This window comes from Bacillus sp. KS1 (assembly GCF_020075515.1).
Lineage (GTDB): Bacteria > Bacillota > Bacilli > Bacillales > Bacillaceae > Bacillus > Bacillus velezensis.
This window is the reverse complement of sequence record NZ_JACAWW010000004.1, coordinates 37,806-50,778: the sequence shown is the minus strand read 5'-3', so window position 1 is coordinate 50,778 and position 12,973 is coordinate 37,806. Positions and strand designations below refer to the sequence as shown.

Annotated in this window: 13 protein-coding genes and 1 pseudogene; 8 read left to right on the top strand and 6 right to left on the bottom strand. The window is 46.0% G+C overall.

The window, feature by feature from the left end; translation table 11 throughout:
• Nucleotides 1-30: 30 nt before the first annotated feature.
• Entirely contained in the window at nt 31-1,314 is a 1,284-nt protein-coding gene (locus HWY38_RS00605; protein WP_224181059.1) for a sensor histidine kinase, read from the bottom strand.
• 123 nt (nt 1,315-1,437) lie between these two features.
• On the bottom strand, nt 1,438-2,601 hold the full coding sequence (locus HWY38_RS00600; RefSeq protein ID WP_224181058.1) for a MalY/PatB family protein: 1,164 nt from the start codon (nt 2,599-2,601) through the stop codon (nt 1,438-1,440).
• Nucleotides 2,602-2,687: 86 nt separating this feature from the next.
• Between HWY38_RS00600 and HWY38_RS00595 the strand changes: the two genes are divergently transcribed.
• A complete protein-coding gene (locus HWY38_RS00595) occupies nt 2,688-2,948 on the top strand; it encodes a DUF1871 family protein (RefSeq protein ID WP_224181057.1) in 261 nt (86 codons plus the stop codon).
• Nucleotides 2,949-2,972: 24 nt separating this feature from the next.
• On the opposite strand, the gene HWY38_RS00590 is transcribed toward HWY38_RS00595, so the two are convergent.
• On the bottom strand, nt 2,973-3,794 hold the full coding sequence (locus HWY38_RS00590; protein WP_224181056.1) for an alpha/beta fold hydrolase: 822 nt from the start codon (nt 3,792-3,794) through the stop codon (nt 2,973-2,975).
• 151 nt (nt 3,795-3,945) lie between these two features.
• Here HWY38_RS00590 and HWY38_RS00585 point away from each other — a divergent pair, with 151 nt between their 5' ends.
• From HWY38_RS00585 to yugI, 3 genes are all read left to right on the top strand, one after another.
• On the top strand, nt 3,946-4,446 hold the full coding sequence (locus tag HWY38_RS00585) for an Lrp/AsnC family transcriptional regulator (RefSeq protein WP_224181055.1): 501 nt from the start codon (nt 3,946-3,948) through the stop codon (nt 4,444-4,446).
• Nucleotides 4,447-5,616, top strand: a complete 1,170-nt coding sequence (locus tag HWY38_RS00580) for an aminotransferase (RefSeq protein ID WP_025285179.1) — start codon at nt 4,447-4,449, stop codon at nt 5,614-5,616.
• Nucleotides 5,617-5,813: 197 nt separating this feature from the next.
• Entirely contained in the window at nt 5,814-6,206 is a 393-nt protein-coding gene (yugI, locus tag HWY38_RS00575; protein WP_007408653.1) for a S1 domain-containing post-transcriptional regulator GSP13, read from the top strand.
• 52 nt (nt 6,207-6,258) lie between these two features.
• On the opposite strand, the gene HWY38_RS00570 is transcribed toward yugI, so the two are convergent.
• Entirely contained in the window at nt 6,259-6,495 is a 237-nt protein-coding gene (locus HWY38_RS00570; RefSeq protein ID WP_003152104.1) for a DUF378 domain-containing protein, read from the bottom strand.
• Between the two features lie 230 nt (nt 6,496-6,725).
• Here HWY38_RS00570 and HWY38_RS00565 point away from each other — a divergent pair, with 230 nt between their 5' ends.
• Nucleotides 6,726-7,889 carry an iron-containing alcohol dehydrogenase gene (locus HWY38_RS00565; protein ID WP_088461331.1) on the top strand — a complete coding sequence of 388 codons (1,164 nt, stop codon included), beginning with the start codon at nt 6,726-6,728 and terminating at the stop codon, nt 7,887-7,889.
• Between the two features lie 86 nt (nt 7,890-7,975).
• Nucleotides 7,976-9,148 carry an iron-containing alcohol dehydrogenase gene (locus HWY38_RS00560; RefSeq protein WP_003152109.1) on the top strand — a complete coding sequence of 391 codons (1,173 nt, stop codon included), beginning with the start codon at nt 7,976-7,978 and terminating at the stop codon, nt 9,146-9,148.
• 308 nt (nt 9,149-9,456) lie between these two features.
• On the opposite strand, the gene ycaC is transcribed toward HWY38_RS00560, so the two are convergent.
• Nucleotides 9,457-10,101: an isochorismate family cysteine hydrolase YcaC gene (gene ycaC, locus HWY38_RS00555; RefSeq protein WP_014418745.1), complete on the bottom strand. Its 645-nt coding sequence runs from the start codon at nt 10,099-10,101 to the stop codon at nt 9,457-9,459.
• Between the two features lie 124 nt (nt 10,102-10,225).
• Nucleotides 10,226-10,793 (bottom strand): annotated as a pseudogene (locus HWY38_RS00550) (NADPH-dependent FMN reductase).
• A 397-nt stretch (nt 10,794-11,190) separates the two neighbouring features.
• Between HWY38_RS00550 and HWY38_RS00545 the strand changes: the two are divergent.
• Nucleotides 11,191-12,543, top strand: a complete 1,353-nt coding sequence (locus tag HWY38_RS00545; protein WP_044801734.1) for a glucose-6-phosphate isomerase — start codon at nt 11,191-11,193, stop codon at nt 12,541-12,543.
• Between the two features lie 21 nt (nt 12,544-12,564).
• Nucleotides 12,565-12,963 carry a transporter gene (locus tag HWY38_RS00540; RefSeq protein WP_317986204.1) on the top strand — a complete coding sequence of 133 codons (399 nt, stop codon included), beginning with the start codon at nt 12,565-12,567 and terminating at the stop codon, nt 12,961-12,963.
• Nucleotides 12,964-12,973: the final 10 nt, after the last annotated feature.

Sequence of the window (12,973 nt, the reverse complement as noted above, 5' to 3'; positions counted from 1 at the left end):
AGTTATTCTATAAAAGATCAACGCGGTTGGCTAGTGAACAGCTACCGGAAGCCTGACTGAGGCCGTTGTGCCCGAGTGCTCGCCGCTGGTGAAATAGACGGAGCCTTCATGATGCTGAATAATCGAGAATGTCACGGTAAGCCCGAGCCCGGTGCCGTTCGTTTTCAGCGTATAATACGGTTTGCCGAGTTTCTGCAGTTCTTCATCGGACATGCCGATTCCGTTATCCGTAATCTGAATGAGAATCATCTCTTCCTGTTTTTGGACGGAGACCTCGATTCGGCCGTTTTCAGAGGGCACGGCTTCAATACTGTTTTTAATCAGATTAATGAAGGCCTGTTTCAGTTTTTTTACATCGCCGAACACATATAAATCAGGCTCGCTTCGAACCGTAACGGTCACCGATTTAAAATGGGCATAAGACTCCATTAAGGAACCTGTTTCCTTTACGAGCAGAGAAATATCAAACTTTTCTTTTTCATAGTCGTCCTGCTTCGCCATATCGAGATAATTCGTAATGATCGTCTGAGCCCGGTCAAGTTCGGAAAGCACAAGTTTCTGATATCCGGAGTTGGATTTGTCCTGAAGCTGCTCGCCGCTGAACAGCAGCTGCACAAAACCTCTGACGACCGTAAGCGGATTGCGGACTTCATGGGCGACGCTTGCCGCAAGCTCGCTGACGACGGCCATTTTTTCTGAGTGAATCAGCCTTGCCCGCATGGATGCATTCTCATCAATGATCTCAATCAAATAAATGCACAGCAAAAGGGCGCTGACTTGAAAAAAAACAGATACTGCCGCCTCATAATAAACGGAAGATGGATTTTGAAAATTGAAAATATTGGTCGCGGAATAGATGAAGACAGATGCGGTTAATAAGGCGGTTTCAGTGCAGCCGATGAGAAGAGCGAAAAACAGTTTCTTCCGCTTTGAAAAAAAAGGCCATTTCGTTTGGAGCTGGATAGGGATGATGATTAAAAAAGGAATTAAGGATAAGAAAAAAAGAGCGGAAGGTTCAAACCATATGAGCTGAAAAAAAACGGATGCCGCCCCTGCGGCAAGTCCTGCGGCGGTACCGGAATAAAGCAGGCAGACGATAATGGGAATCAGCTGCAAACCGTAACGGACGGAATGAAGCTCCTCGATGGGAAAAGCCGTACATAATAAGGAAGATGACGCTGCAAATACGGCGACCAGCAGGCGGTTCGCTCTCGGCACAAGCAAATCAGGCTTGCTGAGCCAGAAGACTTGATAAAGAAAAATAGGGAATAGAATAAAAGAGAAGTGAAGCAGGTAATCCTTTACAATCTCCATTTATGCGAAATCCTTTCCTATGTAAATATGAATCTATTATAACATCTTTACCGGAAAAAAAAGTATATATTTATCTAAAGCGAACGCCCTTATCTCATCTGATAAAGGCGTTACTTTCCGCTGCTAAGCGAGCGCTGCTTTCATTCTCTCAAGCCCTTCTTTTACGGCGGCGGCTGAACAGCCGACATTAAGTCTCATAAATCCTTCGCCGCCCGGTCCGTATTTTGTTCCCGGCTCTAATATGATTTTCCCTTTTTTGAGCATTCTTTCTTTGAGCTCGGCATCCGAAAATCCGTATTCGCTGAAATCCATCCAGATCAAATAGGAAGCGTCAGGCTTCATCATACGGACTTTCGGCAATTCTTTTCTTAAAAAGTCCTCAGCCAATTTCATATTTCCTTCAATGTAAGAAATCAGCGCGTCAAGCCAAGGGCCTCCCTTTATATAGGCCGCTTCGATTGCTGCAACCGCAAATGTGTTGAGGCTGGAAATCCCGTTCTGATGCAATGCGGCGGAGAATTTCGCCCTCTTATACCGATCGGGAATGATAATGGCGGATGCCTGAATGCCGGCAATATTAAACGTCTTGCTCGGCGCGACACAAGTAACGGAAATCCGCGCAAACTCCTCAGACAGAGAAGCGAAAGGCGTATGCGGCTTTCCGTACAGCATCAAGTCGGAATGTATCTCGTCAGAAACGACGGTGACGTTATGAGCGGCGCACAGCGATCCGAGCTTCATAAGCTCATCCCGGCTCCACGCTCTGCCGGACGGATTGTGGGGATTACAAAGAATCATCAGTTTGACCTCAGAATCGTTCAGCTTTTTCTCAAGATCCTCAAAATCCATGCAGTAGACGCCGTTTTCTTCCCGTAATGGGTTATGTAAAACCTGCCGTTTGTTTTCCTTGATCATCTGATAAAAAGGCGTATACACCGGTGATTGAATCAACACCGGATCGCCCGGTTCGGTAAAGGCTTGTACGGCCATGCTGATTGCCGTGACAACACCGGGACTGAACGCGATGCTTGCGGGATCGGGCCGGTAGCCGTGCCGCGTCTCAAGCCATGAAGCGACGGCTTCTCTTGTGTTTTCGTCAGGAGACGTATAACCGAATATGCCGTGGTCAAGGCGGGCTTTTAAGGCGTCAGTGACCGCTTCGGGAGCGCGGAAATCCATATCGGCAACCCACATCGGAAGCGCATCCGATACGCCGAATAACGCTTCCGCCTTGTCCCATTTCACCGATTGTGTGCCAAGACGGTTTTCTCGAAGATCAAAGTTCATGTATGTCACTCCTGTAGTATCATTATTTTGCACAGCGTATCTATGATAAAATAGAATTGCAAACTTTATTATAAGCGGTGATGAAAATGGAAGAAAGCCAAGCGGTCATGGAAATGATGAAAATCATTGCCAAGTGGGACCCGTTTAAATATGGAGAAGATTTTTATGAGACAGAAGCTGTCGACATCGTTCAGGCCGTCTACAGTGAAGACCGTGCCGACAAGCTGGCAGCAGCCATTCAGGATATCTTTGAAGCTTCATTTGAGCAAAAGCTTCCGATCGAAGGCTGCCATAAGGCTGCCGAGCAGCTTCTGTTCATAAAAGAAAGCAGCTCCTGCACTCCTTAAAAACCGGCGGTTCCGCCGGTTTTTTTATTGAATAAATTCAAAAATCCGCTCCGAAACAAACTCCGGGCGCTCTTCGGGTACGAGGTGCCCCGTATCCTTGAGTGAATAAAGAATGGAATCCGGCAGGTCGTCATGAAGCCGTTTTCCGACTGAGACCGGAACGACCCGATCTTCTTCTCCCCAGATTAAAAGAGCGGGGTTTTGCACTTTCTTCAAATCCTCGGGCTTTAAATCGCCCTCCCTGTGTCTGATAAACCTTGTCATCGCTTTGAAAATCTGGCGGTCTGTAAATGGTTTTTCGTAACCGTCAATCATTTCCTGATCGATAAGCGTCCGGTCGTGAACGACATTTAACAGGTTGTTCAGCACGCCGTCTTTTGAAAGCCAATACTTAAGATACAGGTCAAAACAAGGCAGATGCGTCCCGAATATAATCGACGGGTGCGAGCGCTTTAAATACCCCGAGCTGCACAGCAGGACGATTTTAGAAAAAAGCTCGGGTCTGAGAAGAGACGCGGATAAGGAAATCTGGCCGCCCATTGAATGGCCGATGAGTGAGGCCCGGCTGATACCGAGCTTTTCCAGAAGTCCGATCAGAAGCTTGGCGAGGTTTGCGTAAGTATATACGAAAGTCCGTGACTTTTCCGATTGCCCGAAAGGAGGCAGGTCAACGGCGATAATATCATAATGGTTTCTGAGCAGCGGGATCAGTTTTCTGAAGCTGAATGCCGAAGATAAAAAACCGTGTACGCAGACGAGTGTCTGTCTGCCGGGATTTTCATAATGCTCGTAATACAGCTCAACTCCGTCTATCGCGGCCCGTTTAATCGGTGAAACAGCTTCCATGAGAGCCTTCGCGTCCTTTCTTTGTTGTAATGTAAAGGCTTTTTTGATTGTCAGATTTTAGCTCTGGTTTCTTTCGGGTTTTTCTTAGCATTTGTCGAAAATCGTGATATAATGTCATGAAGATTTTTGATAATGCAAAGGTGTGAAACGTATGAAGCTGACCGAAAAAGAAACAGAAATATTAGAAATTTTAGACGAAAACAGCCGCATTGATGCGGAAACGATTGCGAAAATGGCAAACATTCCCGCTGAAGAAGTTAAAAGCATCATTGAAAAGCTTGAAAAGGAAAAAGTCATCATTGATTATGCGGCCATGATCGACTGGCGCAAAGTCGACGGTTTGGAAGGCGTCACGGCGATGATTGACGTAAAAGTCACTCCGAAACGAAATGTCGGCTTTGATGAAGTCGCTGAGCGGATATACAGATTCCAGGAAGTTGAATCAGTGTACCTGATGTCAGGGGTGTATGACTTATCCGTCGTTATTCGCGGCAACACGATGTCAGACGTGGCAAGCTTCGTGTCTGAAAAATTGTCCACCCTTGAGTCTGTCGTTTCCACGACAACGCACTTCATCCTGAAAAAATATAAGCATGACGGCAAAGTCTTTGAAAGCGGAGACGATGACAAAAGAATCGTGGTGTCTCCGTAAATGGAAACGAAGACTTCTTATTTATCTGACTACGTGCAGCAGATTAAACCGTCAGGCATCCGCAAGTTCTTTGATCTGGCCGCTACGATGGAAGGCGTCATTTCACTGGGAGTGGGAGAGCCTGACTTTGTGACGGCCTGGAACGTGAGGGAAGCGAGTATTCTTTCTTTAGAACAGGGTTATACGGCTTATACGGCAAATGCGGGTCTTTATGAACTGAGAGAAGAAATCAGCCGCTACTTAGATCAGCGGTTCGGCCTGAGTTATTCGCCTGACAGTGAACTGATCGTTACTGTAGGGGCAAGCCAGGCGCTTGATCTCGCTGTCCGCGCCATTATGAATCCTGGAGAGGAAATGTTAATTCCCGAACCGTGTTTTGTCGCATATGAATCACTCGTGACCCTGACGGGGGCGAAGCCGGTGCCGATTCAGACTGTCGCTGCAAAAGGTTTCAAAGCATCAGCCGCCGATTTTGAAGCGGCCCTGACGGACAAAACAAAAGCGCTGCTTCTATGCTCGCCGTCAAATCCGACAGGTTCTGTCTATTCGAAAGAAGAGCTTGAATCCATCGCTGCTTTCGCTGAAAAACACGACTTGATCGTGCTTGCCGATGAAATTTATGCCGAGCTGACGTATGATGAGCCATTCACGAGCATGGGGGCCATCCGCGGCATGAAGGAACGCACGGTTCTCATTTCCGGCTTCTCCAAAGCATTTGCCATGACGGGATGGAGACTCGGATTTACGGCGGCGCCTCCCGTAATCAGGGATGCCATGCTTAAAATTCATCAGCACGCGATGATGTGCGCGCCTTCCATGGCACAATACGCGGCGCTTGAAGGGCTGAAAAACGGCCAGGAAGATGTCGAAAGAATGAAGAAAAGCTATCGGAGACGCCGAAACCTGATTGTGGAAACATTGAACGAAATCGGACTCGGCTGCCACCACCCCGGCGGAGCATTTTACGCCTTTCCTTCCATTCAGTCGACCGGCATGAGTTCAGAAGAATTCGCGGAACAGCTGCTCATTGAAGAAAAAGTAGCCGTCGTTCCGGGGAATGTGTTCGGCCCGAGCGGCGAAGGCTACATCAGATGTTCCTATGCGACATCCATTGAGCAGATTCAGGAAGCGCTCGTCAGAATCAAACGGTTTGTTGAAAAAAGGGCATAAAAAAAGACACGAACCCGGTTCGCATCCAAATAAAAGGGGGGGAATACTAGAAAGCCTTCGTAATCATAGTATACCCCCATTTTTCTGTGCTTAAACATGATCATGTAAAAAAGTTCTCTTTGCGAAAAACAAACTTGTATGATATAATTTTAAATTGCGTATAATCTGTATTTAATTTAACTTAGGAGTTGTTATGAATGGCAGCAAAATTTGAAGTGGGCAGTGTTTACACTGGTAAAGTAACAGGATTACAAGCGTATGGTGCGTTTGTTGCATTAGATGAAGAAACTCAAGGACTTGTTCACATTTCTGAAGTCACTCACGGTTTCGTAAAAGACATTAACGAGCACCTTTCAATCGGTGACGAAGTACAAGTAAAAGTACTTGCGGTTGACGAAGAAAAAGGCAAAATCAGCCTTTCTATCCGTGCGACTCAAGCGGCGCCTGAAAGAAAAGAAAGCAAACCAAGAAAACCGAAAGCGGCTCAAGCTTCTGAAGAAACATCTGCTCCGCAAGGTTTCAACACATTGAAAGATAAGCTTGAAGAGTGGATTGAACAGTCCAACCGCAAAGACCTTATCAAAAAATAATCCATCAAAAAAAGCACCGGATATGTATGTTCGGTGCTTTTTTTATGTTTGTTTATCTGACTTCCGGATTTGCCGCTTCCTCGCGGGATGTTTCTTCGTTCGGCTTAAACAGCAGGCCGAGGTTGATCAGACCGGCGATGCCGACAAGACCGTAAATAATCCGCGACAGAGCTGATCCTTGGCCGCCGAAGATGGCTGCTACTAAATCAAATTGGAAAAATCCGATCAGTCCCCAGTTAATAGCGCCGATAATCGTTAATACGAGACAGATACGCTGAATAACACTCATGTAAACAACCTCCTCTATGAATTCGTGAAACAGTTATAGATTGTGACAAAGCAAAGAATCTATGCATACTACATTCTCCGCTGTGTAAATCACACACTGTCTCAAGCTGTACAAGTGCCTTTCCCGCGAAGCCGCTGTCTGTAAACCGTGTGATGTGCCGTCAAAAAAGCGGATTGCTTTACATTGAATGTCATCTTTCTGCATAATATAAATCCAAAGGAGGAGATGTCATGCAAAACTTTACATATTGGAATCCGACCAAATTGATTTTCGGAAAGGGAGAGGTCGAAAAACTTCCTGAAGAAATCAAGCCGTACGGAAAGAACGTACTGCTCGTATACGGGGGCGGCAGCATTAAGCGCAGCGGTCTTTATGATCAAGTAACCGAACTGCTGAAAAAAGCAGGAGTTACCGTACATGAATTGGCAGGCGTAGAGCCGAATCCGCGTGTCTCAACGGTGAACAAAGGTGTTGCGCTCTGTAAAGAAAACAGCATCGATTTCTTATTGGCCGTCGGCGGCGGAAGTGTCATTGACTGCACGAAAGCCATTGCGGCGGGCGCTAAATATGACGGCGACGCGTGGGATATCGTCACGAAAAAACACCAGCCGAAAGAAGCGCTGCCGTTCGGAACAGTGCTGACCCTTGCGGCAACCGGTTCAGAGATGAACTCCGGATCAGTCATCACAAACTGGGAGACACAAGAGAAATACGGATGGGGGAGCCCGCTCGTTTACCCTAAATTCTCTATTCTCGATCCGGTAAACACATTTACCGTTCCGAAAGACCACACCATTTACGGCATGGTCGATATGATGAGCCATGTGTTTGAACAATATTTCCACCACACGTCAAACACGCCGTATCAGGACCGCATGTGTGAATCGCTTCTGCGCACGGTGATTGAAACAGCGCCGAAGCTGATCAATGATCTGGAGAACTACGAGCTTCGTGAGACGATTTTATATACAGGCACGATCGCATTAAACGGAATGCTGTCAATGGGCGCAAGAGGGGATTGGGCCACACACAACATCGAGCATGCGGTATCAGCGGTTTACGATATACCGCACGCCGGAGGTTTAGCGATTCTGTTCCCGAACTGGATGAGACATGTGCTCAAAGAAAATCCGGCCCGCTTTAAACAGCTTGCCGTCCGTGTCTTTGATATTGACGAGACAGGCAAATCAGATGAAGAGATCGCACTTGAAGGAATCAGCAAGCTGTCTGATTTCTGGACGAGCCTCGGCGCTCCGAACAGACTCGCTGATTATGATATTTCTGATGAGAAGCTGGATACGATTGCAGATAAAGCGATGGCAAACGGAGCATTCGGACAGTTCAAGTCACTGCAGAAAGAAGACGTGCTTGCGATACTGAAAGCATCATTGTAATAACATAAGGGGGGCGGCCGGATTGGCAGCTCCTTTTTTTCTGTGTTATAGTAATTCCCTTACGATTTTTTTGGAGGTCATGATAAATGGAGAACTTTACGTACTACAATCCGACGAAACTGATTTTCGGAAAAGGTCAAATCGACCAATTGAAAAAAGAGCTGAAGCAATACGGGAAAAACGTGCTGCTTGTATACGGAGGCGGCAGCATTAAGCGAAACGGCCTGTATGACCAAGTAACAGGCATCTTAAAAGAAGAAGGCGCAACCGTTCATGAGCTTGCGGGTGTAGAACCGAACCCGCGTCTGGAAACGGTAAATAAAGGAATTGAGCTGTGCAGACAGCATGAGATTGATTTCCTTCTCGCAGTCGGCGGCGGAAGTGTCATTGACTGTACAAAAGCGATTGCGGCCGGTGCGAAATATGACGGCGACGCATGGGACATTTACAGCAAAAAAGTAACGGCGCAGGACGCGCTCCCGTTCGGCACGGTGCTGACGCTTGCGGCGACAGGCTCTGAAATGAACCCTGATTCCGTTATCACAAATTGGGAAACAAACGAAAAATTCGTATGGGGCAGCAATGTCACTCATCCGCGTTTCTCCATTTTAGATCCTGAGAATACTTTCAGCGTTCCGGAAAACCAAACCGTATACGGCATGGTGGATATGATGAGCCACGTATTTGAACAATACTTCCACAATGTTGAAAACACGCCGCTTCAGGACAGAATGTGTTTTGCGGTCCTTCAGACGGTAATTGAAACAGCGCCGAAACTTTTGGAAGACCTTGAGAACTATAAGCACCGTGAAACGATTTTATACGCGGGTACGATCGCATTAAACGGCACGCTGCAAATGGGCTATTTCGGCGATTGGGCTTCCCATACGATGGAGCACGCCGTATCAGCGGTTTATGACATCCCTCACGCGGGAGGACTTGCGATTCTGTTCCCGAACTGGATGAGATACACGCTTGATACAAATGTAGACCGTTTTAAAAACCTGATGCTCAACATGTTTGACATTGATACTGAAGGCAAAACGGATAAAGAAATTGCGCTTGAAGGGATCGATAAATTGTCCGCGTTCTGGACAAGCCTCGGCGCACCGTCCCGCCTTGCGGATTATGACATTGGTGAAGACAAGCTTGAGCTGATCGCAGACATCGCCGCAAAAGAAATGGAATACGGCGGATTCGGCAATTTCCAAAAACTGAACAAAGATGACGTACTTGCCATCTTAAAGGCGTCACTGTAAGATACATTCCCGGCCGGGGTGAAGATGAAATAGATTTTCAAGCTGCAGATGCAACCGTTTTGGGAGTCCCTCTTTCCAGATTTTCATTAGTGCATCAAGAGCAAGTGAAACACCCCTTGCCATGAGACAACTATGGGAATCTCACATGCTGCGGTTTTGACTCCCTGTTTCTGTACATTTAGCAGAAAAGGATCAATTAACTTTGCGATTGCCGATCATCTATTTACACAAAATCTAAATCATGAAGATGAAGAGCCTTGCTATACTTCGAATTTAAAAAAGGAGCGCTGATTCAATCAGCGCTCCTTTTATGCATTTTGTGTACTAAGGTCCCGCTGAGCCCCCATATAGCTTCCCATTAAGTTTTGATAACCGGGAAGATGACTGGAGATTAATGCGCCAAAACCTTCAACATCGTTGCGCCAATCACGCTGAAGCTCGCATGCTACGCTGAACCAGTTCATAAGCTGCGCGCCGCCATGAGCCATACGCGTTAATGATGCATCTGCTACTTGCTTATTAAACGTCCCCGAAGCATCTGTCACAACAAACACTTCGTAGCCTGCTTTAATGGCAGAAAGCGCAGGAAAAGCAACGCAGACGTCTGTTACGACCCCCGCAATAATCAGCTGTTTTTTGCCGGTCGCTTCAATGGCTTTAACAAAATCTTCATTGTCCCATGCATTAATTTGTCCGGGACGGGCTATTTTTGGCGCATCAGGAAAGAGATCAACGAGTTCTTGCATGAGCGGTCCGTTGGGTCCATTTTCAAAACTCGTTGTTAAAATAACCGGTAAATCAAAGAATTTAGCCGTATCACCGAGAGCCAATACATTGTTTTTAAATTCATCAACGCCATAGTCACGCACGAGACCGGAAATAAGGCCGGTTTGATGGTCAACTAAAAGCACGGCAGCATCATCTTTTGAAAGACGGGAATAAAGATCAGACATTTTATAATCCTCCTTGAATTAAGGCAAGTAAGTTTGTGAATTGAAAACGGTAAATCTATTCATATGCTGTGTAGATAGAAAGTTATTTCTGAGGTGACTTTTCGTGAGGGTGATGATCCTTTAATTAATCTGGAACGGGAACCGGAGCATGATCAATCCAATGGATGAACTGTTGTAAATAGCGTTGAAGATAACGTTTTGTTTGTTCATCCGTAAGTATGTTTTGAGCGGAATCAATTTTCTCATGGACTTGCGAAATCAGCATTTTTTGAAATGGCAAAACATTGACTTGCATAGCTTCGAGTACTTCTCTCAATTGCGTTTGACCAAAGGCAGTGCCGAACCCTCCGGGGGGTTGCTCCGATTAAGCCAACCGGTTTTCTGTTTAAAACAGAAGAGGTCCGCGGTCTCGATGCCCAGTCCAATGCATTTTTTAATACCCCCGGAATTCCGGAATTGTACTCTGGACTTACAATAATGACGCCGTCAACGTCTTGTATATCAGCTCTAAAGGATGTTACGGAGTCTGGTGCTCCGGCAATTTCTAAATCTTCGTTAAAAAAAGGAAGACTGTCTATTTCAACCCAGCGAAATTGAGCCGCATTATCGAAGTCAATCAATGATTGAGCAATTGCTCGATTATACGAGTTTTTTCGTAAACTTCCACAAATAAGACCAATGGTTTTAGTCATAAAATCACCTCCCGGTATAAAATCACTTTCATCTTAACACGGTACCCCAAATATAGACACTATTTTTAAAAATGGACATTTATTACTTAATTTGCCTGTGCGGCAGCCTCTCAAGAGGAGTACTATATAAAAAGAACCGGCCCACCGGGATTGGCGATGGATGTCATCCTGCTCCAAAGTAAAGGTGATACGTTCCTGGATCACCAACATTCGATTTGTTATCCCTCTCACGATTATTACAAATATAACCATATCGAATCCGGGATATTGTATAAAAAATGAACGCATCTTTAGCGCAAATCCCGTATTCATCTGGCCTTCTTCATGACTTGATTTAGCGGGTGAGTTCATATAAAGTGAAAGAGAAAACAATTCACCGTGATGGAGGGACAAGCAAATGACGCATGTACGCTTTGATTACTCAAGAGCGTTACCTTTTTTCAATGAACATGAACTTACATACGCACGTGATTTCGTAAAAACGGCACACCATAATATCCATGAAAAAACAGGCGCCGGAAGCGACTTTTTAGGATGGGTGGACCTCCCTGAAAACTACGATAAAGAAGAATTCGCGCGCATTAAAAAAAGCGCTGAAAAAATCAAATCAGATTCAGACGTGCTTCTCGTCGTGGGTATCGGCGGTTCATACTTAGGCGCCCGCGCGGCGATTGAAGCGCTCAATCATTCTTTCTATAATGTTCTGCCGAAAGACAAGCGCAAAAACCCTCAAGTTATCTTTATCGGCAACAATATCAGCTCAACTTATATGAAAGATGTTATGGATCTTTTGGAAGACGCTGATTTCTCTATCAATGTCATTTCTAAATCAGGCACGACGACGGAACCTGCAATCGCTTTCCGGATTTTCCGCAAACTTCTTGAAGAAAAATACGGAAAAGAAGAAGCGAAAGCGCGGATTTACGCGACGACAGATAAAGAGCGCGGCGCTTTAAAAACGCTTTCTAATGAAGAAGGCTTCGAATCATTCGTTATACCTGATGATGTCGGCGGACGTTTCTCCGTTCTGACTGCGGTAGGTCTTCTGCCGATTGCGGTAAGCGGGGCTGATATCGATGAAATGATGAAAGGCGCTCTTGATGCAAGCAAAGACTTTTCCAGCTCGGAATTAGAAGAGAACGCGGCTTACCAATACGCCGTCGTCCGCAACGTTCTGTATAATAAAGGAAGAACTATTGAAATGCTCATCAACTATGAGCCTGCGCTGCAATACTTTGCGGAATGGTGGAAGCAGCTCTTCGGCGAAAGTGAAGGAAAAGATGAAAAAGGCATCTATCCTTCTTCCGCTAACTTCTCAACAGACCTTCACTCTCTCGGTCAATACGTGCAGGAAGGCAGACGCGATCTGTTTGAAACTGTATTAAACGTTGAAAAACCGAAGCATGAGCTGACAATTGAAGAAGCGGAAACTGATCTCGACGGCTTAAATTACTTAGCCGGCAAAACGGTCGATTTCGTCAACAAAAAAGCGTTCGAAGGCACGATGCTTGCCCATACAGACGGAAAAGTGCCGAACTTAATTGTCAACATTCCGGAGCTTAATGCATATACATTTGGATATCTCGTCTATTTCTTTGAAAAAGCGGTGGCGATGAGCGGTTATCTGCTCGGAGTCAACCCGTTTGATCAGCCGGGTGTTGAAGCCTATAAGGTGAATATGTTCGCGCTTCTCGGCAAACCGGGCTTTGAAGAGAAAAAAGCAGAGCTTGAAAAACGTCTTGAAAAATAAAAAGAAGGGCTGGCCCTCAGCATGACGGGTCAGCCTTTTTTAAACCGTGAAAGGTGTGATGATGAATTGATGCGGCTCTTATGTAAGCATGCCGTCATTTCCGTCTGTTCCGCCACTATTGTTTATTCGGCACTAAAACTGTCTCCTGAATCCCTCTTACAAACCATCCTGTTTTTCGCCCTCCCTCTCGGCTTGTTTACGGACATGGTCCGGCTGAAACTGAAGATTGGCCGGATGCAGTCGCTGATCACGAAGTGCTGTCTCTATGCCGCCGTTTTCTATATGTCAACGGAAGCCGTTCTCTCCGCAATTGTGACGTATGTTCTGATTGAATGCGCCGTTACCTCTTTCCAGCGTCTGTCTGCCGCTCCCTATTCTTCCCGGACACCGTATGAAGATGCCGCAGAGCGGGGACGCTAAAGACAAAAAG

Coding starts and splice junctions, on each gene's coding strand:
- HWY38_RS00580 (WP_025285179.1), top strand. CDS start 4,447: ATGGAAACGAAGACTTCTTATTTATCTGACTACGTGCAGCAGATTAAA.
- HWY38_RS00570 (WP_003152104.1), bottom strand. CDS start 6,495: ATGAGTGTTATTCAGCGTATCTGTCTCGTATTAACGATTATCGGCGCT.
- ycaC (WP_014418745.1), bottom strand. CDS start 10,101: ATGTCTGATCTTTATTCCCGTCTTTCAAAAGATGATGCTGCCGTGCTT.
- HWY38_RS00590 (WP_224181056.1), bottom strand. CDS start 3,794: ATGGAAGCTGTTTCACCGATTAAACGGGCCGCGATAGACGGAGTTGAG.
- HWY38_RS00545 (WP_044801734.1), top strand. CDS start 11,191: ATGACGCATGTACGCTTTGATTACTCAAGAGCGTTACCTTTTTTCAAT.
- HWY38_RS00585 (WP_224181055.1), top strand. CDS start 3,946: ATGAAGCTGACCGAAAAAGAAACAGAAATATTAGAAATTTTAGACGAA.
- HWY38_RS00540 (WP_317986204.1), top strand. CDS start 12,565: ATGACGGGTCAGCCTTTTTTAAACCGTGAAAGGTGTGATGATGAATTG.
- HWY38_RS00600 (WP_224181058.1), bottom strand. CDS start 2,601: ATGAACTTTGATCTTCGAGAAAACCGTCTTGGCACACAATCGGTGAAA.
- yugI (WP_007408653.1), top strand. CDS start 5,814: ATGGCAGCAAAATTTGAAGTGGGCAGTGTTTACACTGGTAAAGTAACA.
- HWY38_RS00565 (WP_088461331.1), top strand. CDS start 6,726: ATGCAAAACTTTACATATTGGAATCCGACCAAATTGATTTTCGGAAAG.
- HWY38_RS00560 (WP_003152109.1), top strand. CDS start 7,976: ATGGAGAACTTTACGTACTACAATCCGACGAAACTGATTTTCGGAAAA.
- HWY38_RS00595 (WP_224181057.1), top strand. CDS start 2,688: ATGGAAGAAAGCCAAGCGGTCATGGAAATGATGAAAATCATTGCCAAG.
- HWY38_RS00605 (WP_224181059.1), bottom strand. CDS start 1,314: ATGGAGATTGTAAAGGATTACCTGCTTCACTTCTCTTTTATTCTATTC.